The following is a 21132-nucleotide window of genomic DNA, read 5'->3' as shown; positions in this document are numbered from 1 at the left end:
GGTTTACATGTCAATTGAGATTAAATTCCATACAGAATGGCAAGAAGAGTTCATAGATAAGCTTGAGAATGATGGACCATGGTCAAATTGGGAGAATTATAAGCTTGCCTATCATACTTCTACAAAATTAGCAATTCCATCTTTTACAGGTATGATTGCTCCTACTCATTTACCAAATTTAACGCCACTTCCTCATCAATTAGATGTAGCTACGACTGTAATTGAAAAAATGAATGGAAAAGCAATTTTAGCTGACGAAGTAGGATTAGGTAAAACAGTTGAGGCAGGTTTAATTTTAAAAGAATACATGATTCGTGGTTTAGTTAATAAGGTACTTATACTAGTTCCTGCATCACTTGTATCACAGTGGACCTTTGAATTAAATACAAAATTTCATATTCCAGCAATCGCACAACAAAAAAAGAACTATGTCTGGGATAGCTGTGATGTTGTTGTATCATCTATTGATACCGCAAAAAGAGATCCTCATCGAGAAAAAATATTAGGTATCAACTATGATCTCGTCATTATCGATGAAGCTCATAAACTTAAAAATAATAAAACAAAAAACTATGAGTTTGTACAACATCTTAAAAAGAAATATTGTTTACTGCTTACTGCTACACCAGTTCAAAATAACATAGAAGAAATTTTCCATTTAGTTTCTTTATTAAAACCTGGCCATTTAGGTAATAAATCTAGTTTTGAAGAATATTTTTCTGCTAAGAACCGCTCACTAGAGCATGAAGACTTATTACGAGAACTAATTGGAAAAGTAATGGTTCGAAATCGTAGACAAGATACAGGCATCGAGTGGACAAAGCGAAAGGTAGAAACAGTATTAATTAATTTTAATGAAGAAGAACAAAAGCTTTATGATTTAATCGATGAATGGCAGAAATCACAATATACTGGGGTAACCTCAGCATTCTCCTTTTTAACATTTAAGCGTGAGGCTTGTAGTAGTCGTGAAGCTGTTTATGTATCAATGAAAAAAATGCTTCAAAGATTTGAAAAAGAAAATATTGATATTAACGATCCTTATATCGAGAAAATTTTTCATCAAATTAATCAAATTACGTCTAATTCAAAAGCAAATAAAGTAATTGAACTAATTAAAAAAATAAATGATAAAGTAATTATTTTTACTGAATATCGTGCAACACAGTTGTATTTGCAATGGTTATTAAAGCAAAACGGTATTACATCTGTACCATTTCGGGGTGGTTTTAAACGAGGTAAGAAAGATTGGATGAAAGAATTATTTAAAAATCGTGTACAGGTGCTAATAGCAACCGAAGCTGGTGGTGAAGGTATTAACTTACAATTTTGTTCAAATATGATTAATTATGACCTTCCTTGGAATCCTATGAGGCTAGAACAAAGAATAGGACGTATACATCGACTTGGACAAACAGAGGATGTAAGTATTTATAACTTTGCGACCGTTGGCTCAATTGAAGAACACATACTAAGACTACTTTATGAAAAAATCAATTTATTTGAGCGTGTCATTGGTGAACTGGATGATATTCTAACTAGAATTCCTTATAAAGATTTTGAAGCTCATATGAATGAAATATTTATTCACTCTAAAACTGAAGGCGAAATGAAAATTAAAATGGAAAATTTAACATCAATCATTCAATTACAGCAACATAAACAAGCAGGTGATAGTTATGCAGCAACATGAAATCCATGATTATATCGAATACTTTTTCAGACATAATGATTGTGAAATTCTACAGAAAACACCAACATATTTAGAAATACAATTGACAATTGAGATGGATAAAAAATTAATGAATCGCCCTTTCTATTGGCATTATTTAGAAAAAACAGGCGGTATCCCAAATCCTATGAAGTTAACACTGATTACAGATAGTGATAATGCACCTGAAGATCTTAAAGGTGAACAAATTCATTTTGGTTCGCCCCGCCTTCACCAAATTTTCTCAATCGTTAATGATCTAGGACAGTCAATTAGACTTTATGAAGACACAAAAGCACCTATGGGCCAACAAATTGCATTACACCCTTGGTTAGCTGTTAACTATCAGGTTTCTTTTACTTGTGATCATAAAAAAGATTATTTATATTCTTTTGGAATCCATTTAATTTCCGGAAGAATTATTGAAGATTTTCATACAAAACTTGAAAAAATCCAATTCAACTCTAAAATACCTGATTTTTGTTATTCCATGTCACCTTTGATAAAACCAATAAGTGGTTTAAATCGAATGGAACAATTACTTCGAAACATAATTGAAAAAGAAGATACGTTATGGGCTGAAGAAGCAAGGAATAGATGGCAACATGATTTAGATTTATTAAATCAATTTTATGAAGCTGATGAAGAAAAACCTGAAAATTACCATGTTGAATTCAATGCACTGAAAGAACTTTACGAACCAATTATTCATGTTGATGCAATTAATGGTGGGCTTTTTTATCTATCACCAAACACAATGAATAAGTTAAATTAAAAGAGGCTTTTATGTGGGGATTAGGGAAAGAGGGATATCTAAGAGATTGTTCCTCTCTCCTTTTCTTTCTACTAAAAAAAATAAAGACTGACTTCTTTATTTGAAATCAGTCTTATTAACTAAATACTTTTCTTTTCTTTGTCTTTACGATTTTGAACTTTTTTCATTAATAAAGCTAGACTTAATGGTAACATTCCAAACATGTTAGTAGAAAATGGGGCCTTCAAGTCTTCTTTTTCTTGTTTTATTGAATCACGTTTTTCTTTTGGTTGATCGATATAATTAATAAATTGTTCTGTCATATATTTTACATAATCATTTGTTTTCAATAGAAATCACCTTACTTTCTTATCACTTATTTCTACTATCTCCTCCTTTTGAATAATTTAAACAGTCAATGATTTCCAACGCAATTTCAAATGGTGTTAAATTATTCGTTGAAATTTCATAATCTGCTTTTTTATATTGTGATTCTCTCTTTTGAAACAGTTCCTTTAGTTCTTCAATCGTTCGATTTACAGCATTTGGTCGGTTAGAATCCAAATGGATTCTTTCGTATATTATGTCAATTGGAGTTTCAAGATAAATTATTTTGCCAGTTTCTTTCATATATCCAATGTTTTCATCACGAAGAATGATTCCACCACCTGTTGAAGTGATCATTTTTTTTGATGGTAAATTTTTTAATACTTGTGTTTCTATATCGCGAAAACCGCTTTCACCAAACTCATTAAACAATTCTGGTATGCTTTTGCCTGTTTGAGAAACAATCTCCTCGTCTAAATCAATAAATTTTTTATTTACTCTTTTAGCTAATTCCTTTCCAACAGTCGTCTTACCACACCCCATAAATCCTACTAAATAAATTGATTCCATTTCATCCTCCAAATTAATCGATCCAATCCGATACTTGATTTGTACTTTTATTATATTTAAATTGAACTACATATTTTTTTATTTTTGAATTACTACTAGTTAAAGTTACATGATATTCATCATTTGCAACTAAATAAGTATTCAATATAATTTTTGTATTATTATAATACTTTACTGTATTTCCTTGAAGTGGTAAATTACCATGTTTTAAATCGTAAATTGCTTGTGAATGTACCCGGTCTAGTTTGTTTTGATTTCTCGTATAAGAATAAAAGGTATTGAACGAATGAAAAATATCTATTTGTATTAGAAAAAAAATTAGTAAAATATTTATCATAAAGATCGTGTAAGGTAAATACACTCCATTTTCACCAAGTATTTTAAATTTAATTGATAAACATCCGAATAGTTTTTTCATAAATTCCACCATTTAAATCAATTACTTTTACTAGGATTTGCCTTTCACTTATTTGTTCAAACTTTATATCCCTTATATTCTGAAGTACGATTTCATGTCCTAATCCAAGCCTTTGTCGCCGAATAATCGTTGCATATTTTCGATAACTAACAGTAACTTGATTAAACTCTTCAAAAAGAAGAAGGTCGGAATGAACTGTAAAACCTATACTTTTGTTTGCCTCTTTTTGAACTTCTTTTATAAAATTATCTAATTCTAACCTATTTACGGATTCATAACTGTAATTTCGTTTAACAAAGCTTTTTATACTTGAAGTGGATATAGAAATAATCATTAAAAATAAAACAAGTGAAAAAAGTGTTTCGAGTAAAGTAAACCCTTTTTCATTCTTTAATTTCTTCACATATTTCACTTTCCTTTTTTCGATCAGTCCAAGTAACACAAATCGAATTAAAATTATTTCTAGCGTTTATTATTACGAAAAACTCTCTGCCATTCTTTGTATAGAAGCCCTCTTTAAAATCTTCTCTGTTCATAAAATAAAGATGAACCATATCTGTTAATAAGTCATCTGCCATATGGCTAATCGTTATGTTATCTTTTTCTTGTAAAAATGATGACATTGAAGGAACGATCATAATACAAAAAATAATTAGTAAGTTTAAAGAAATAACTGCTTCTATAAATGTAAATCCTTTTTCATTTCCGATCATATTTAAATCGACCACTTCCTAAATAAAAAGTAACGATATATTCAGCTTTTTTATATTTAATTGAAATCGTTCCAGAGCTTGAGATATTACCATCGGAGTTAAATCTTAATGGAGGTTTTAACGTAAGGTTAGTTATCTTAATTGATTTGTCAAAATTCCGAATGACTACAGGAGGATTTAGTAAATTATCTTCCATTTCATATTTATTTTGATAAAAGATAATCCTAGTAGGAATTTGTTTTATTATTGCGTTCCTTTGTGCAAGAAAAATATCATTTTGAAGCATTTGAATAAATAATGTTAACTTTTGTTCATCCTCAATCTTCCTAACTTGATTGATCGGTAAAATTAATAACAATATCATTATTGAAAGGACTAATAACATCTCAACAAATGTAAAACCAAACGAATTATCCACCCTTTTTTTAAGGTATTGATACGGTTCCAGTTGCTTTGTCATACGATAATTCAACTTTATTATTGCATTTATATGATGTTATATAGCCCTGTTCTTTTAAGACTGATAAACTCTCAGGTAATTGTTCATTTTCTAATCGATATGATTCAACACTTGACTGAACCATTTTTTGAAGTGCAGAGCATCCTTTCGTTTGAATCGATTGTTGCTGTTTTCCTAAATTTGGTATCACTAGTAATAAAAGAAGTGAAATGATAAATAAAACAATTAACATTTCAATTAGCGTAAATCCTTTTTCATTCAAACTAACTCCTCCTAGATATTGTTCATCAATTGAAACATAGGAAACAAGATGGCTATATACAGTGATAGAATACTTGTTGAAATTAAGATTAAAATAATTGGTTGAATGATCCTTATCGATCTGTGAAAATAAGCTTCTATACTCTCCTTTAAATAATCAGCATAATCAGCAAGTTCTTTACTAAGGGTACTATTGTTCATCCCATGTTCAATCACAAATATTATATCTCTATGGAATGCACGTTCATTTTTAAATGCTTCTTGCATAGAAATTCCGTTTAATATTTGATTGTAGAAAACTACTGCTTTTTCTTTAATAAATGCCCTACTATCATTATTCTGCATTGTTTTTAGTGCATCAACTATGGGAAAACCAGCATGTAATAATATGCTTAACTGCATTGAAAATTCATAAGTATTCATCGTAATTAAATACTTCCTAACCAACGGGATTTGAATTAATTTATCCATCCTCTCGATTGAATTTAATTTATTAATTGCAAATAAGTATCCATAGACGGTCAAACCAATTAGGAAAAGGGAAGAAAACATAATTGAAGGTAATTTTTTTATAACTTGAAGATAGATGAAAATAAAAGAGTTCTGATTAGAATGGAATGTTGAAAATAGCATTTCATATTGAGGAATGATTATATTTCTAAACAAAAACAAAATTAGCAACAATATTGTGATTAAAAAAATAGGATATCCCATGATTTTTCTTATGTAAGCTCTATGTTGAATCTTTTTTGTAAGCATATAACTGCCTTCACCTAGCGCTAAGGACAAATCACCATGCTTTTCTGCATAATACAAGTAAACGAGCACATCTTGATGAAGGCCAAGCATTTTAGCAAAATCGATGAAAGTTCCTCCTTCCACCAAGGCTATTTTAGCTTTATAAATCAATTCTTTTAGGTCATCTGGGAATTGAATCGTTAAGAATTCAATTGCTTGAATTAAAGGATAACCTTTTTGTAAAAGTTCTCCTAATATTTTTAATAACTTAGCCTGTTCAATATAAGTTAATTTTCTTTTATTAAAAAATTTAACCATAGATTATACTTCGGTCCAAATGTTTGTTATCAATAAAACCTAATGCATAACCTTTTATGAGTTGATCATTTAAAGTAGATAATTGAACTTCTTCTTGTATCCCTCTAAATTCATTAATAACCGAATTTAGAGCATTCCCATATAGCAATTCATATACCCCTAATCTTCTGTGATTTCGATTTACAAAACAATTTGGTTCACAATCCCCTTCACAAAAACGGCATTTTATTGGAACTAATCTTTGTGAAACGATAGCAACCATTGCCTGAAATAGTTCCTCCTTTGGAATTCCAAGCTCTAACATTCGATATAATGCACCTTTTGTATTATTAGAATGAATTGTCGTTAATACTAAATGACCGGTCAATGCTGCCCGAACGGCAATTTTCGCAGTTTCTTCATCCCTAATCTCTCCTACCATTACTATATCTGGATCAGACCGAAGAATAGCTTTTAATCCAGTTGCATATGTTAAACCTGCTTTTTCATTAACTTGGACTTGAAAATATTCGTCAGATTTCCTTTCAATCGGATCCTCTAAAGTGATAATATTTCTTGCTATGTCTTTTTTAGCTGACTGTAATAAGGAATATAGCGTTGTTGTTTTCCCGCAGCCTGTTGGACCTGTAAACATCATTAGCCCATGTGAATGATGTAATAAAGACAAAAGCTTACGAGTTGTAGATGGGAATAAAGAAAGACTTTCTATTGGAGCAATTTTTTGTTGGGGATGAATACGAATAACCATAGATTCATCAATAATCGTTGGTAAAGTGGCCAAGCGAAGTGATAATAAAATTTCATTAATGTTAACAACTAAAATTCCAGTCTGTGGTCGTCTAATTTCTCCTATATCCATACTTCCTAAAAACTTCAAATGCATGATGATCCTCTTAGACTCCTCTTTATTTATTCGTTGAATCAGTTTCAACTCACCATCCACACGAAAAAAAATTTGTACATCATCCTTTTTTGGTAATAAATGAATATCCGATGCCCCAAAATGGCAAGCTTTTTTTAGAAGTTCTTCGACCATTGTTTCTACTGATACCATTTTTAGTCCCCCTTTCTATATGAGTAATTATATTTTTGTTTCCCTCAGCTATCAAATCTTAAAAATTTGCTAACTAAGCGCAAATATTAAATTTAGCTAAATTTTTTTTACAAACTAAAGTTAATTTACCGAAATAACGTACAAGAAAATCAAATTTATAACATAAAACAAAAAGTATATTTTCAAATCAATGTATAGAAAATTATTAAATAAGAAAAATAATATCAGATATGGTTTATTTCATTATCTCTAGAATCAATTTAGAATTGTATTAATACATTGTTTACAATTGTAACTTTCTTATTTTATAATAATGAATGGGTAGAAATTTTTTATGGGGGGATTTAGGATGGATCGAATGTTCCGCGTTCTAGGATTCTGGACAGCTATATTTACGGTAATGTTCTATGTTGGACATATGTCAGCAGCTGCACTTATTTTTGCATGTCAAACAGCATTTTTCGTAGTATTAGGCTATCTAAAGCTTTCTGAGCGTATGTACATCTATATCTTTGGCGCATACTTAACTGTGTTCTTTATTGGATTTACATATTATAGTACTTTCTTATTAGTACCAGGCTTTAGTGAGTAATAGAAAAACCAGTCATATGACTGGTTTTTTTATTTGTATTCATTTAATGAAATCAATTCAATCAACTTAGTAAGATCGTTTGTTGACATACCTTTTGTTTGTAATAGCCATTGGAAGGAATCGCTTATTCCCCCAGGCATAATTAAAGATTGTACAGCCCTATTTTGTTTATATTCGCTTGAAAATGGATTTGACTGAGCATGCGGGATAAGCCAATTTAAAATACCAAAATCTAATATTGCATCTCTTTGATTAGAAAAGTATAGATTTTCGATATGATTTTGTAATCCGAACTTTTTTAATTCATCCCAATGAATATGAGTTGTAATGTCCATATGCCCTAAATGCTCTAGTATATTTGATTTCATTTCATGCTTGTAATAACCGCGCAAGCTTCCCTTAATTCGATGAGGTGCATCCCATTCTTCTCTCGTAAAACCATAATCAACAGTTAAAATGATTCCTTTACTAATTTTCGATTGTAAATGGTCATAAACTTTTTCCATACCAACAGGAATTTCAACTCTTTGCCCATCCATACCAACAAATTTGTATCTACTTAGAAAATCACTAATTTCACGATCTTGAATATTAACAAGATTTTCTTTCAGATTATTTTGTCCATCAATTACAATTACTACCTCATGCCATTCGTTTTGATTAAATTCAACTACTCGAACAGGCAAAGCATCAAACAATTCATTTGAAAATATCATTCCATTTTTGATTTGCCCAATTTCTACTATATTTGAGAAGTATTTACAATTCAAATGGTTCGCCAATAATTCTTTTTGTAATTTACGATGATACCTACTTGCATCGATAAGATAGTAAGTTAAATTATGATAAATTTCAGGCTCTTTTTTTTCACAGTACGAAAGGAAGGCTGCGGCGAATCTGCCATTTCCACCACCAACTTCAATAAAAAAAGGTTGGATTAGGTTATTCTTAACAAACCGACAAAATGATGCTGCAATTACTTCTCCATATACTGAACCTACTGAGCTTGTAGTATAGAAATCACCTTTTCGTCCAATTTTTTCATTTGCCATTTGATAATAACCTTTTTCATGATCATACAGCACTAAAGAAATAAATTGTTCGTATGTAATAAAACCTTTTTTTCTGTTATTTATTGCATTAATAATTATGTTTTTCATCAAATTACCTATTATAAAAATGGATTATATCTTTTCTCATCACCAATCGTTGTAGATTCTCCATGACCACTACATACAACGACATCATCCGGTAAAGAAAGAAGCTTACCCTTTATACTTCTAATCAACTGATCGTGATCCCCTCCAGGTAAATCAGTTCGTCCAATGCTTCCTTCAAATAATGCATCACCAGAAAATACTGTCTTTATTTCTTTACAATAAAATGAAACACTGCCTGGTGAATGGCCTGGAGTTTCAAAAATTGAAAATAAGAAAGGACCAATTTCCATTTTACCTTCTTTTTCAATCAAGTGATCTGCTTCCCTTGCAAAAATTGATTGATTTCTCATAAATAACTCAGAACCATTTTTTTGTCCATCTGTTAGCCAATCTGCTTCATATTTATGAATATAAACGGGTATATTATATTCATCACGCACATCATCAACAGCCCCAATATGATCAAAATGAGCGTGGGTTAAAAGAATTGCTAATGGCTTTAATTTATTTTCTTCAATAACATTAAAGATAACATGTGCTTCTTCGCCCGGATCAAAAATAACTGCTTCATTCATATCATTACTTAAGATATAACAATTAGTTTGTAATGGACCTAGTGGTAATTGTAAAACATTCATATTCATACCCTGCTTTCTTTTTAATCTATATAATACTATATCATAATTTTGTTTTAGCACTTAATTTCAAATAGACAATTGTTCGCAAAAGTTTTACAATAATAATGATGTGATAGCAAACAGGGGTTGCTTGACGAAATTTATAGGGGGTTTACAATGGGTACAGTTATTATTTTTATACTAGTAGCTATTCTAAGTGTTCCTGCTTTATTAGGATCATTAAAGAAGAAGAACTTTTTAGCCGTTTTTTGGTCTGGCGCTACATTAGTTTTATTTGGTTGGTTTGCCATTATGACAATTTTACATAACGGTTATCCACCAGCGCACTTATAATATTTATTTCTTTATGTAACGGACTATTTTCTACATATAGAAAACATGTTACTTAAATAAAAAAGCTGACAAAATTGTCAGCTTTTTTATTTAAGAGATGCTTGGATATTTTCTAAATTAAATAATGATGCTAACAGAATTGGAAACGTCTCGGAAAAAATGGATTCAAACATAGAAAGTGGCAATGGGTTTATTCCTTTACCTAATTCAAGTGTAAATCCTGGTTTTCTAAATTCTTGTATATACCAATCTTTATAACCTGCATGGCTATCAATTGTTTTTACTGCCTTATACGGACTGATTCTAGAAAAATAATTGGCATAGACTTCCGAGATAGGCGGTTCAAGATTGTCATAGCCCCAATAAAATTCTTTACCTTGAGTATGCAAAGCCAAAAGAAGATCAAATTTCCTTTCAACTGCTAAATTACTCATAGCGATTGTTTCTGGTTCAGTTAATGGAGCATCTCCTGGGTAGTCTCTAGGAGAGAATGTTTTTTGTTTCTTTCTTTCTTTTTCAAACTCCCAATGTGCAGGAAATTGATTGTTTAAATCAACACCTCTTATATTTGCTTTCCATCCAGTAAACCCATCATTTCCTTCGTTAATTTTATGAACAAATTCCATATAATCACTATGTTCAACAGTTCCATTTATAACTAAATTTACCCCATCAGGATTCACCATAGGGACAATCGACAACGTATTCTCATTAAATAAAGCTACTAATTCTTTATGAAATGGCAACTCCTCAGTTGTTAAAGTGTTACATATCCAAAATAGCATTTTCATGATTACACAAGTTGTAATCCATTCATTTGCATGAAACGATCCATTCCAATGTACCTTTCTATGTCCATTTCCAATTTGAATCTCATATATAGGCTGATTTAAAACGCTGTTTCCAATCGTATTTAGACGAAGAAAAGGAAATTCTTGTACTAATAAACTAATATCTTTTGAAAGTTCATTAAAATCGTATCTTCTTGGATGAAAGGATAATGGCCGATTGTTTTTATACAAAATTTTCACCTCATCAGTTATTTTCTAGTTAATTGTATGTAATTAAAATAAAGAAAAGCACTTTCGTTTAGGAAGTGCTTTATTTAGCGTTTTAACATAGTCATATTAAATTATTAAAGCTTCGTAAGTTTCGGGCTCTTGTGGGATTAGCAGAATGGCTGAGAGATGGGACTAAAAGACTTGCAGGACAAATGTGGCAAGGTAGCTACAAAATCTCTCTACACTTAAAGGCAAGCATCCTGTAGTGGAAAGTAACATGATATTTCTTTTTTTGAGCAATTTTATGATTACAATAACACTAGAAATGTTTTTTTCAGAAGTTAAAAAATTATAAGCTAACTTTTAGAAAAACAAATTCAATTGATTAGTTTTGGTTTAATTAATGTTCCATATTAATTGACCTATTAACTAATTAATAAACAACGGTTATGTTACTCTAAGTAAAGGATATTTGATTAGGATTTATTAAAGACTTTTTTTATGAATAAGTTGATTGGAACAAAAGGGGTGCTCGACTCCTATGGGATAAGCGGGAAGGCTGAGACCCCGCAGGCTTGCCGAGGAGGCGAAAGAATCTCGCCCCATGGAAAGCGAGCATCCTGTAGTGGAAATCAACATCACTTCTACTCCTTTTACGAAAATTTGGTAATTTAATTGACAAGTTTTTTTCAACAGCGTAAAAAAGCACTCCCATTAAGGAAGTGCTTTTCATATTTATTCAAACTTTGTATCAGCTTTTTTATATTTAACTTCATAGAAACGAAGTAAATCTTTATAAATAATCGAGTTTGAATACTCAAGTGATTTATTTGCTTTTGCTAAGTCTTCTTTAGGTGGTTTTTGTCCTTTTAATTCTTCACCTGTATTTGGATCATACATCTTCTCACCAGTGTAAATATATTTATCAGTAACAATTGTTCCATCACGGAAAACTACAAAGTTTTTGTGTTTTGGAGAGAAAATATCATTACCAAAGTTGATAGATGTTTTATTTGGATCTTCACCTAATAAGTTTAAAATTGTCGGTTTAACATCAATTTGACCTGCAACTTTATGAACTGTTTCACCCTTAGTTTGTCCAGGTAAGTGGATAAAGAAAGGTACTTTTTGTAATTTAACATGTTCTGCAGGTGTAATTTCTTGTCCTAATACTTCACTCATTGCACGGTTATGGTTTTCAGAAATACCATAGTGGTCACCATACATAACAATGATTGTATTATTATATAAACCTTTTGCTTTCATTTCTTCAACGAAATGTTTAATTGATTCATCTAAATAACGTACAGTTGTTACATAATTATCAACAGTTTGGTCTCCAGTTTTTAAACGTGGAATCATTAAATCTTCATCATTTAATTCGAATGGATAATGGTTAGTTAGTGTAATCATACGGTTATAGAACGGTTTAGGCTCTGCTACCATTTTGTCTACTGCTTGTTCTACGAAATATTTATCTTTTAGTCCCCAGCCAATTGAAGTAGCTGCAGATACTTTAAAGTCAACTTCATTATAATAACGATCGTAACCTAGACTTGGATACATCATGTCACGGTTCCAGAACGATTTATTATTTGAATGCATTACTGAAGTGTAATAATTTTGATCCTGTTTAAGGATTGCTGGTGTTGCAGTAAACGTATTACCACTGTTTGTAAAGTAAACCGCACCACGATCTAATGGGAATAAACTATTATCAATTAAGAATTCAGCATCAGATGTTTTACCTTGTCCAGTTTGGTGGTAAAAATTATCAAAATAATAGCTTTCTTTCGTAAATTTATTTAAGAAAGGTGTAATTTCTTGTCCATCAATTTTTCGTCCAATTACGAAATTTTGTAATGATTCTAATGAAACTACTACTACGTTTTTACCTTTATATTTACCATGTAATTGTGCATTCACACCTGTATCGTTAGCACGTATAAAGTTTTCGATTCCTGCTAATTGACTATCATCAGCCATCGCTTTTTGAGCAGATGTTTTTGATTGAATAACCATATCATATATGTGGTAATTGTATAATCCTAAGAATTTAACAATGTATTCTCTATCAAATGAACGTGTTAATAATTGTGGACGTTCAGTTTCTGCTAATCCAAGGTTAACTAAGAATATAGCAACCGCTGCTAAGAAATACGCTGTTCTAGCTTTCCCTTTAATGTTACCAGTAGTAAAGAATTTTTTACCCCAGAAATAATTAACAGCAATTAAGATAAAAATATCAGAAAAAGCTAAGATTGTTTTATAGCTGATCATTGCTTTAACACTTGAACCTAAATCCCCAAAGTTTCGAGTCATAAATAACACTGGAATCGTTACGAAATCGTCAAAGAATGAATAATAAGCCGTATCAGCTACTAAAATAAAGGACATAATTACAGTAATCCATATAACTGCTCTATTTCGTTTTGGTCCTTTTGCAAAAAGAGCTATACCTATAAATATTAATAATGAAGATATAGGAGCAATAATTAAAATAAATTCTTGCATTGAATTTTCAATTTCTAAATCAAAATAAAATTGGCTTAGAATCGTTGCTTTAATCCATAAAAGGAATACAGCAAGTAACGGGAATCCAAAGTTTTTAATAAACTTTTTCCACATATTCTGTTCCTCCTCTTGTTTAGACTATTAATCTATTTTATCTATAATAATACAATGTTTGGCATTTCACATATCTATTTTATTGGCATTTAAATACCAAGAATTTTCAAAATGATTCATACAATTATTAGCTACTAGATGAATGAATCTAAATAATTTATTTGACGTTGCCTTAGTTTTTTTCTAACGTCATTCAATTTATCATAAACTAGTTCCGTCGTCAAATAACTAATTTTTTTTTCAATTCGATACAATAAACATAATAAGGTACTTCAATTAGAAGTACCTTAAATTTAAGTTAAATTTCATTAGTAATAAATTTTTTTACTAAATAAGCTGCTCCAATTGCTCCTGCATCGTTCCCTAATTTTGCAATTGAAAGTTTTGTCGAATCTCGCACTGTTGTAAAAGCAAATTCGTCAAAATATTTCTTTAGAGGTTTTAATAACAGTTCACCTGCATTTGAGACTCCGCCACCAATAATGATATTTTCAGGATTTAAAGTATTTCCAACTCCGGCTAAAACTAAAGCTAGATATCTCATTACATGATTAACGATTTCTTCTGCAACTTCATCACCATTGGAATAAGCTTCAAAAACATCCTTTGTAGTAACTGGTGAACCATTCGACATTTCTTTTAAAACCGTCTCTTTTGTCGTATTTTGTAATTTTTCATTTGCTATTCTTGCAATTCCTGTAGCTGAAGAGATAGTTTCTAAGCATCCTCTTTTTCCACAGTTACATAATACTCCATTTTCAAGTTGTACTGTAATATGGCCAATTTCACCAGCAGATCCACTAATTCCATGTGCAACGTCCCCATTTACAATTACGCCTCCGCCCACTCCTGTTCCAAGCGTAACCATTACTACATCTTTTGCTCCATTTCCAGCACCTTTCCACATTTCGCCAACAGCTGCTATATTTGCATCATTATCAACGATTACAGGAATTCCTGATTCCTTTTCTAGAATTTCTTTTAGAGGAAAATTAACCCACCCTAAATTTACTGCTGCAAATATAAGTCCATCTTCTAATCGAACCGAACCTGGAGCTCCAATACCGATTCCAGCGATATCTTCCTTTGTTTTATCCATCTGTTTAAGCTTTTCTTCAATTGCAATTGTAATTGTTTTAGGAATATGCTTACCACTATCAGATTTATCTGTTGGTACTTCCCATTTATCGATGAATTCCCCGTTATTTGTTAATAATGCCAATTTAATGCTTGTACCACCTAAATCGACACCTACAATCATTTTAGCCATAATGTCTTCTCCCTTCGCAGTGAAATCGTTTGCAATAGATTCTAAAAAAAACGATTTCTTCAAACCGTTTTATTTTTTATTTCATCCATCTCTTTTTTTAATATCATGGTCGCAATTTGTAAATCTTTACTTTCAAGTATATTCGCTAAAAATAATTCTTTTAGCTCATCTTGCATTAACATCAAGTCTGCTAATCGATCACCTGTATAAATAATGGTCCCATAGTTCTTTAGAAATTGTTGAATATCATATACGGATTTCATACTTAACTCCTATTATTTTATCTTTCTAAACATGTAATAAGTATAAGTTGGAAACGATTACTCGTCAATGTGAAATACCAAACAAACCATTTATTTTGTAGGCATTTTTAATTATTTTTTAGGCTTCATTACTTCTTCTAAAGCTAAATCATTTTTATATAAATATGTAGCGTATTTTATCCCGAGATATCTTATATGCCATGGTTCATAATTGTATTCAGTAATATCGACTTTGTCCTCTGGATAACGAATGATAAATCCAAAATCATGTGCATGGTCTGCAAGCCAAGTTCCTTCTTTCGTTTCTCCAAATCCTTGTTCAAGCTTGTTACCGAAGTTTGGAGATGATACATCTATTGCTAAACCTGTTTGATGTTCGCTTGTACCAGGAACAGCACTAAAAGATTGAGTCCAATCTTCACCATGAATTTGTACATAATAATTATACAAGCTTTTTTGGCGATCAAAAGAGCGATATGCAGAAACTGGAGTCAGCTTTATGCCATCTGCTTCTGCTCTTTCAAATAATTTTTCTAAAGCATGAGCTGCCTCTTTCCTCATTAATGTCTTATCTTTGTTTACTCCATGTAAAGGAACGACCGGATAAACTAGATCTTGCGGTTCATACCCATCTGGTAGCTTTCTTTCTTTATTAACTAATACTAAATTAGATGTAGGATTCGTCACAGCTAATAATCCATTTTCAGCTTCGATCGCTGTTTCATCGTAATTAGGAAATTTCAATGAAGTCTCATTAGTCTTTATTAGATGATTATTAAAAAAACTTTGGTTTCCAAAAAATAGAGCTAGTCCAATAATGAATATTATTATTAATACCCATGAGTACTTACTATTTATTTTTTTCAAAATTACCTCCATAATTCTTTTTGTTACTTTTACAATATAAAAAGTTGGCACATTTTTCAAATATTCTATACAATAAGACCTCTTTCAAATAGAAAGAGGTCTTATTAACTCATGATTTAACTTCTGAAAAAAATCATCACTTAATTTTCTTTACCCAAAACAGGTTCCATCGTTTTTCTTAATGTGTCTACGGAGTTTTTAAACTGACGTTGCTCTAATTCATTTAAATCTAGTTCAACAACCTCTCGAATTCCACCACGATTAATTACTGCTGGTACGCCAATATATATATCGTGTTCTCCATATTGTCCATCTAAATATGCAGAAACCGTAATAATACTATTTTCATTTTTTAGAATCGCTTTAGTTAATCTAACTAAGCCCATTCCAATTCCATAGTATGTTGCGCCTTTTTTCTTTATAATGTGATATGCGGCGTCACGTGTATTTAAGAAGATTTCATCAAGCTCTCTTTGACTGTATTTTGGATTCTTCTTTAATACATGGTGTACAGGGGACGTACCAACAGTTGTTGTAGACCATACTGGTAGTTCACTATCACCATGTTCACCGATAATATACCCATGGATATTTCTTGCATCAACATTAAAATAATCCCCAAGCATATATCTAAAACGAGCAGTATCTAAACTTGTTCCAGATCCGATTACTCTTTCTTTTGGTAATCCTGAAAATTTCCAAGTTGCATAAGTTAAAATATCTACCGGATTTGTGGCAATTAAAAAGATACCGTCAAATCCTGAAGCCATAATTTCTCCAACAATCCCTTTAAAAATAGCGCAATTTTTTGCAACTAAATCTAAACGAGTTTCTCCAGGCTTTTGAGCTGCACCAGCTGTAATGACGACTAATCTCGCATCTTTACAATCACTGTAATCACCAGCCCATATTTTTGTTCTAGAATCTACAAAAGGTAGACAATGACTTAAATCCATTGCGTCCCCTTCTGCTTTATCTTTATTTAAATCAATCATTACTAATTCTTCAGCAACACCTTTATTTAACATACCAAAAGCATAACTAGCTCCAACTGCGCCTGTTCCGATAAGTGCGACACGATTTATTTCTTTTTGTAACATAATATCCACCTCATTTGTGTTATAAAAGTGTAAGTAATTGGGACTTCTATATTATATATGTATTTCCACTCAAAGTTTGTGAAACTTTTTACAAATTTGTTACAATATTAGTCCTGCACAAATTTAATTTTTTTCAATTAGACTCTAATTCAGTCTTACCTATTTTCAAACAAATCGCGTCACATTATGCACTTATTACATCGCTTCTATTATTCTTGACTCTGTTAAAATCAACGGCATCTTAATATCATGTTTTTCGGTTGGTAATTCATCAATAATTTGAATGTCATAAGCTAAGGCTAAAAGTTGTTTATTATAATCTTCTAAGTAGCGATCATAATAACCACCACCATATCCTATTCGTTCACCATTTTTTGTATATGCTACTCCAGGCACAATTATTAAATCAATAAGTTCTTTATTTATTTCCTCGCATTTTTCTTCTATCGGCTCTTGTATTCCAAAATAACCTTTCTTTAAATCATCAAATGAATTGATTTTGTAAAAATGCATTTTTCTAGTCTCATGGTTGCATTTAGGGACAACAACTGATTTATTCAATTTCCAACAAGCAGTGATTAAATACTTAGTATTTATTTCATACTCCATTGGCATAGTTGTTGCTATTATATCTGCACTCTTCATTTCTTCTGTATTTAATAATTTTTCTATAATTTGTTTTGACTTTTCGTCTCTTTCCGGTGCTGAAATATTTTTCAAGTTTTTCATCATAGAATTTCTAATTTCTTTTTTTTCCATAATAATGGCCTCCTTAGGTCAGGACCTTAGTTTTCGAAAGTAAATGATGTATGCTAATTAAAATTATAAGTATTTAGATATAAAAAAAACAGTAGGAAAATTCCTACTGTTTACTTTGTTTCGCGATGAACTGTAACTTTTTTAAGTCTTGGGCAATATTTTTTAAGCTCAAGACGGTCTGGGTTATTACGTTTATTTTTAGTAGTGATGTAGTTACGATCTCCGCATTCTGTACATGCTAAAGTAATATTTACGCGCATTTTATTTTCCCTCCTGACATAGTGACATAATCAGACTTGTATATAATAACATTCTTTCGCGATAATTTCCATAGTTTTTATTGATTCAATGTATTTCTTTTGATATTTTTTTTATTGAATTATGTACAAACTTATTCTCATAATTCAGAGTATATTTTTGAAAGACAGCTTGATGATGTAATACACTGCCTTGATCGATGCGAATATTAGAACTAATCGACACATAAGGGCCGATTACACAGTTCTCTTCAATCGTAACATCATTCCCAATTATAACGGGAGAAACAATCTTAACATTATTATTTATCGTAACATGCTCACCTAAAAAGATTCTCGGTAATATTTGAACGGCAGGAATAGGTAAGTTTAATTTCTCTTCGATCCAATCTACGTTTAGCTTTGCAAACCTTCTAGGAGTCCCATAATCAATCCAATAACCTTTTAAATGAAAAGCATTTAAACTGATATTATTTTTTAACATTAAAGGAATCAGATCATTACTAATGTCAAAATAACGATTTTCTGGAATTTGATCTAATAATTCTGGACTCATAATATAAATTCCAGTATTAACTAATTTACTTATTTCACTACCTTCATTCGGCTTTTCAATAAAATCGATTATTTGTCCATTTTTTACTTTTACATTTCCGTATGATCCACATTTATCTACTTGTTTTACAAACATAGAAAATTTACTTTTACTTTCAAAATGATTTTTTAATGCCTCTCGAATATCACCGTCAAATAAAATATCACCATTCACTAATAGAAAGGGTTCATGAAGAAAATGCTTAGAAAGTCTTAAACATCCAGCAGACCCTAAACTTTTTTCTTCTATAATATAATCAATTGAAACATTTTTTAATTTCATTGCATTAATTGTCTCGATTATTGCTTGGGACATATAATGAAGTTGAATGATAAATTCATTAAACCCAAGTCTTGTTAAATGTAATATTAAATGCTCAATTGCCGCTCTATTTGCGATTGGTAATAGTGGCTTAGGAATGTTGTTAGTAATTGGTAAAAGCCTTTGACCGTATCCTCCAGCTAAAATAACAACCTTCATTTATTACCACCTCAATATCTTATACTAGTTAAAGAAGTATGCTTAATATTACATAAATATGACAAAAGGGCATTCAGGTAAATTTTGTCTGAACACCCTTTTAATTTATTTATAAACTATAGTCTTATATTTATTGATTTAATAAATAATGTTTCCCTTTAACTAAATAATAAATATTCTCTGCAATATTTGTTGCATAATCAGCAATTCTTTCAAGATATCTGCAAATAAATGCCATTTGCATGATATTAGATACATGCTCAGGTGAATTTGCAATACTTGACATTAGAGTTCTAACAGTAGTTCCATATAGTTCATCAACAATATCGTCAATTTCACCAATCTCTTTGGCAGCTTGTAAATCTTCAGTTCGGTATGCTTCTGAAGCTTTTGTTAACATATCTAAGCCAAGTTCATGCATCTTTTCTATATTCTCTAATGGTAAGTTTTCTTGACGACTACGAATACGAATTGTCGATTTTGCGATATTTACTGCATAATCCGCAACTCGTTCAAGATCATGAGCAATTTTAATAGCAGTTAAATTTCTTCTTAAGTCTACAGCAACTGGTTGTTGCCTTGTAATAATCACTAAAATTAATTCATTCACTTCTTTTTCTAATTTATTAATGCGTTCATCTTCGTCAATTACTTCTAAAGCTAGTTCAATATTTTCTGTACGAAATGCCGACATACTTTTAATGACTGCTTTTTTTGTTTTCTCAGCCAATTCGATAATCATTTCTTGTAATGTTTTTAAGTCTGCTTCAAATTGATTTCTCATCTCTTTTCACCTGTTCCCTTCTATTATCCGAATCGTCCAGTAATGTAGTCTTCAGTACGTTTATCTTTAGGTGTTGAGAACAGTTTATTTGTATCTGAGAACTCAACTACTTCACCGCTTAAAAAGAAAGCAGTTTTATCAGAAACACGAGCTGCTTGTTGCATATTGTGTGTAACAATAATAATACTGAAATCTTTCTTTAAATCGTGAATTAACTCTTCAACTTTTAAAGTTGAAATAGGATCTAGTGCTGACGTTGGCTCATCCATTAAAATAACATCAGGCTCGATTGCTAAACAGCGCGCGATACATAAACGTTGTTGTTGCCCTCCTGAAAGACCAAAAGCATTCTCATGCAAACGATCTTTAACCTCATCCCAAATTGCTGCACCTTTTAAACTTTTTTCAACAATCTGATTTAATGTAGCTTTATCTTTAATTCCATGTATTTTGGGTCCATACGCAACGTTTTCCCAAATTGATTTAGGGAATACATTTGGCTTTTGGAATACCATTCCTACGTGTGTTCTTAATTCTTCAACAGGATAGTTTTTATCGAAAATATCTTGTTCGCGGTAAAGAATTTTCCCTTCTGTTCGAACTGAAGGAACTAACTCAACCATACGATTTAACGTTTTTAAATAGGTCGATTTACCACATCCACTAGGTCCAATAATCGCAGTAACCTCATTCTCATAAATGCTTAAATTTATATTTTTTAATGCTTTATCATGTCCATACCATAAATTTAAATCTTGAGTATCATATACAATTGATTTTTTCACGTTTGTATTTGTCTCTTCAATATCATCATTTTTAGTAATAATCTCTCTATTTAATGTCATTGTCATAACTTTCGTTCCCCTCTCATCCTAAAGGAAGCTTTCTATTTTTGATATATAAAATAATAACTAAACAATAGATAAACTTTATAATCGTTAAAATTCATTAGTACTTACATGAATAATCATATTCTCAAACTATTAAACCTGTTTTAACCGAATGTAAAGATTATGTAAATAAGTTAAAGAAGGTGAAGGAAGGGTGTAGAAAGGGAGTTTTCCAAATAAAAAAGAGAAGG

The 21132-nt window shown here is 30.8% G+C and carries 26 protein-coding genes; 4 read left to right on the top strand and 22 right to left on the bottom strand.

Translation table 11 applies throughout. From position 1 onward, the window contains the following. Positions 1 to 7 precede the first annotated feature (7 nt). Together ACFVRR_RS08875 and ACFVRR_RS08870 are read left to right on the top strand one after the other, a co-directional pair. Positions 8 to 1693, top strand: a complete 1686-nt coding sequence (locus ACFVRR_RS08875) for a DEAD/DEAH box helicase (RefSeq protein WP_097978537.1) — start codon at positions 8 to 10, stop codon at positions 1691 to 1693. Beyond that, positions 1680 to 2486, top strand: coding sequence for a YqhG family protein (locus tag ACFVRR_RS08870; RefSeq protein ID WP_097978536.1), 807 nt, complete (start codon positions 1680 to 1682; stop codon positions 2484 to 2486). Before ACFVRR_RS08875 ends, ACFVRR_RS08870 begins: the two co-directional genes overlap by 14 nt. A 119-nt stretch (positions 2487 to 2605) precedes the next feature. Here ACFVRR_RS08870 and ACFVRR_RS08865 read toward each other — a convergent pair whose 3' ends face one another. From ACFVRR_RS08865 to comGA, 9 genes are read right to left on the bottom strand one after another with little or no spacing between them, the layout of a single operon-like run. Beyond that, positions 2606 to 2815, bottom strand: coding sequence for a YqzE family protein (locus ACFVRR_RS08865; RefSeq protein ID WP_387327206.1), 210 nt, complete (start codon positions 2813 to 2815; stop codon positions 2606 to 2608). A 22-nt stretch (positions 2816 to 2837) separates the two neighbouring features. After that, on the bottom strand, positions 2838 to 3362 hold the full coding sequence (locus ACFVRR_RS08860; protein WP_387327204.1) for a shikimate kinase: 525 nt from the start codon (positions 3360 to 3362) through the stop codon (positions 2838 to 2840). Positions 3363 to 3375: 13 nt separating this feature from the next. Next, positions 3376 to 3780, bottom strand: a complete 405-nt coding sequence (locus ACFVRR_RS08855) for a hypothetical protein (RefSeq protein WP_387327201.1) — start codon at positions 3778 to 3780, stop codon at positions 3376 to 3378. Then, on the bottom strand, positions 3749 to 4183 hold the full coding sequence (comGF, locus tag ACFVRR_RS08850; protein ID WP_387327198.1) for a competence type IV pilus minor pilin ComGF: 435 nt from the start codon (positions 4181 to 4183) through the stop codon (positions 3749 to 3751). Before comGF ends, ACFVRR_RS08855 begins: the two co-directional genes overlap by 32 nt. Next, a complete protein-coding gene (locus ACFVRR_RS08845; RefSeq protein ID WP_387327196.1) occupies positions 4164 to 4493 on the bottom strand; it encodes a hypothetical protein in 330 nt (109 codons plus the stop codon). Before ACFVRR_RS08845 ends, comGF begins: the two co-directional genes overlap by 20 nt. After that, complete coding sequence (gene comGD / locus ACFVRR_RS08840) at positions 4480 to 4953, bottom strand: competence type IV pilus minor pilin ComGD (RefSeq protein ID WP_141437834.1); 474 nt, start codon at positions 4951 to 4953, stop codon at positions 4480 to 4482. Before comGD ends, ACFVRR_RS08845 begins: the two co-directional genes overlap by 14 nt. Further along, a complete protein-coding gene (comGC, locus tag ACFVRR_RS08835) occupies positions 4919 to 5215 on the bottom strand; it encodes a competence type IV pilus major pilin ComGC (RefSeq protein WP_088010965.1) in 297 nt (98 codons plus the stop codon). Before comGC ends, comGD begins: the two co-directional genes overlap by 35 nt. An 11-nt stretch (positions 5216 to 5226) precedes the next feature. Beyond that, positions 5227 to 6270, bottom strand: coding sequence for a competence type IV pilus assembly protein ComGB (gene comGB, locus ACFVRR_RS08830; RefSeq protein WP_387327193.1), 1044 nt, complete (start codon positions 6268 to 6270; stop codon positions 5227 to 5229). After that, positions 6263 to 7324 carry a competence type IV pilus ATPase ComGA gene (gene comGA, locus ACFVRR_RS08825; RefSeq protein WP_387327191.1) on the bottom strand — a complete coding sequence of 354 codons (1062 nt, stop codon included), beginning with the start codon at positions 7322 to 7324 and terminating at the stop codon, positions 6263 to 6265. The genes comGB and comGA overlap by 8 nt, the downstream gene beginning before the upstream one ends. A gap of 349 nt (positions 7325 to 7673) precedes the next feature. Between comGA and ACFVRR_RS08820 the strand changes: the two genes are divergently transcribed. Beyond that, positions 7674 to 7916, top strand: a complete 243-nt coding sequence (locus tag ACFVRR_RS08820) for a DUF2626 domain-containing protein (protein WP_387327189.1) — start codon at positions 7674 to 7676, stop codon at positions 7914 to 7916. Between the two features lie 29 nt (positions 7917 to 7945). Here ACFVRR_RS08820 and ACFVRR_RS08815 read toward each other — a convergent pair whose 3' ends face one another. Next, complete coding sequence (locus tag ACFVRR_RS08815; RefSeq protein ID WP_387327187.1) at positions 7946 to 9076, bottom strand: SAM-dependent methyltransferase; 1131 nt, start codon at positions 9074 to 9076, stop codon at positions 7946 to 7948. An 11-nt stretch (positions 9077 to 9087) separates the two neighbouring features. Next, entirely contained in the window at positions 9088 to 9714 is a 627-nt protein-coding gene (locus ACFVRR_RS08810; RefSeq protein WP_387327185.1) for an MBL fold metallo-hydrolase, read from the bottom strand. A 156-nt stretch (positions 9715 to 9870) separates the two neighbouring features. On the opposite strand from ACFVRR_RS08810, the gene ACFVRR_RS08805 reads away from it, so the two are divergent. Continuing rightward, positions 9871 to 10047, top strand: a complete 177-nt coding sequence (locus tag ACFVRR_RS08805) for a DUF2759 domain-containing protein (RefSeq protein ID WP_098428838.1) — start codon at positions 9871 to 9873, stop codon at positions 10045 to 10047. A gap of 86 nt (positions 10048 to 10133) precedes the next feature. Here ACFVRR_RS08805 and ACFVRR_RS08800 read toward each other — a convergent pair whose 3' ends face one another. The 11 genes from ACFVRR_RS08800 to pstB all read right to left on the bottom strand — a co-directional run bounded on the left by ACFVRR_RS08800 (position 10134) and on the right by pstB (position 20902). Then, positions 10134 to 11069 (bottom strand): M14 family metallopeptidase, encoded by a 936-nt coding sequence (locus tag ACFVRR_RS08800; RefSeq protein ID WP_387327181.1) that lies wholly within the window; start codon positions 11067 to 11069, stop codon positions 10134 to 10136. Between the two features lie 714 nt (positions 11070 to 11783). Next, positions 11784 to 13676 (bottom strand): LTA synthase family protein, encoded by a 1893-nt coding sequence (locus ACFVRR_RS08795; RefSeq protein ID WP_387327178.1) that lies wholly within the window; start codon positions 13674 to 13676, stop codon positions 11784 to 11786. A 298-nt stretch (positions 13677 to 13974) separates the two neighbouring features. Further along, positions 13975 to 14949: an ROK family glucokinase gene (locus ACFVRR_RS08790; protein WP_387327825.1), complete on the bottom strand. Its 975-nt coding sequence runs from the start codon at positions 14947 to 14949 to the stop codon at positions 13975 to 13977. A gap of 56 nt (positions 14950 to 15005) precedes the next feature. Further along, positions 15006 to 15209, bottom strand: a complete 204-nt coding sequence (locus ACFVRR_RS08785) for a YqgQ family protein (protein ID WP_097974311.1) — start codon at positions 15207 to 15209, stop codon at positions 15006 to 15008. A gap of 111 nt (positions 15210 to 15320) precedes the next feature. Then, positions 15321 to 16088 (bottom strand): M15 family metallopeptidase, encoded by a 768-nt coding sequence (locus ACFVRR_RS08780; protein ID WP_387327823.1) that lies wholly within the window; start codon positions 16086 to 16088, stop codon positions 15321 to 15323. Between the two features lie 128 nt (positions 16089 to 16216). Continuing rightward, positions 16217 to 17176: an L-lactate dehydrogenase gene (locus tag ACFVRR_RS08775; protein WP_387327175.1), complete on the bottom strand. Its 960-nt coding sequence runs from the start codon at positions 17174 to 17176 to the stop codon at positions 16217 to 16219. 195 nt (positions 17177 to 17371) lie between these two features. After that, complete coding sequence (locus ACFVRR_RS08770) at positions 17372 to 17935, bottom strand: 5-formyltetrahydrofolate cyclo-ligase (RefSeq protein WP_387327172.1); 564 nt, start codon at positions 17933 to 17935, stop codon at positions 17372 to 17374. Between the two features lie 110 nt (positions 17936 to 18045). Continuing rightward, positions 18046 to 18195 (bottom strand): 50S ribosomal protein L33, encoded by a 150-nt coding sequence (gene rpmG, locus ACFVRR_RS08765; protein ID WP_056475024.1) that lies wholly within the window; start codon positions 18193 to 18195, stop codon positions 18046 to 18048. Positions 18196 to 18280: 85 nt separating this feature from the next. Further along, positions 18281 to 19267, bottom strand: coding sequence for a nucleotidyltransferase family protein (locus ACFVRR_RS08760; protein WP_387327168.1), 987 nt, complete (start codon positions 19265 to 19267; stop codon positions 18281 to 18283). 130 nt (positions 19268 to 19397) lie between these two features. Then, the gene (phoU, locus tag ACFVRR_RS08755) at positions 19398 to 20051 is read right to left on the bottom strand and encodes a phosphate signaling complex protein PhoU (RefSeq protein ID WP_387327166.1); all 654 of its coding nucleotides are present in this window, start codon (positions 20049 to 20051) and stop codon (positions 19398 to 19400) included. Between the two features lie 23 nt (positions 20052 to 20074). Beyond that, positions 20075 to 20902: a phosphate ABC transporter ATP-binding protein PstB gene (gene pstB, locus ACFVRR_RS08750; protein ID WP_387327164.1), complete on the bottom strand. Its 828-nt coding sequence runs from the start codon at positions 20900 to 20902 to the stop codon at positions 20075 to 20077. Between the last annotated feature and the right edge of the window lie 230 nt (positions 20903 to 21132).

It is taken from the genome of Gottfriedia sp. NPDC057948 (assembly GCF_042887255.1).
Taxonomy (GTDB): domain Bacteria; phylum Bacillota; class Bacilli; order Bacillales; family Bacillaceae_G; genus Gottfriedia.
Note: the sequence above shows the minus strand (reverse complement) of the source record. Positions and strands in the feature narration are given on the sequence as shown.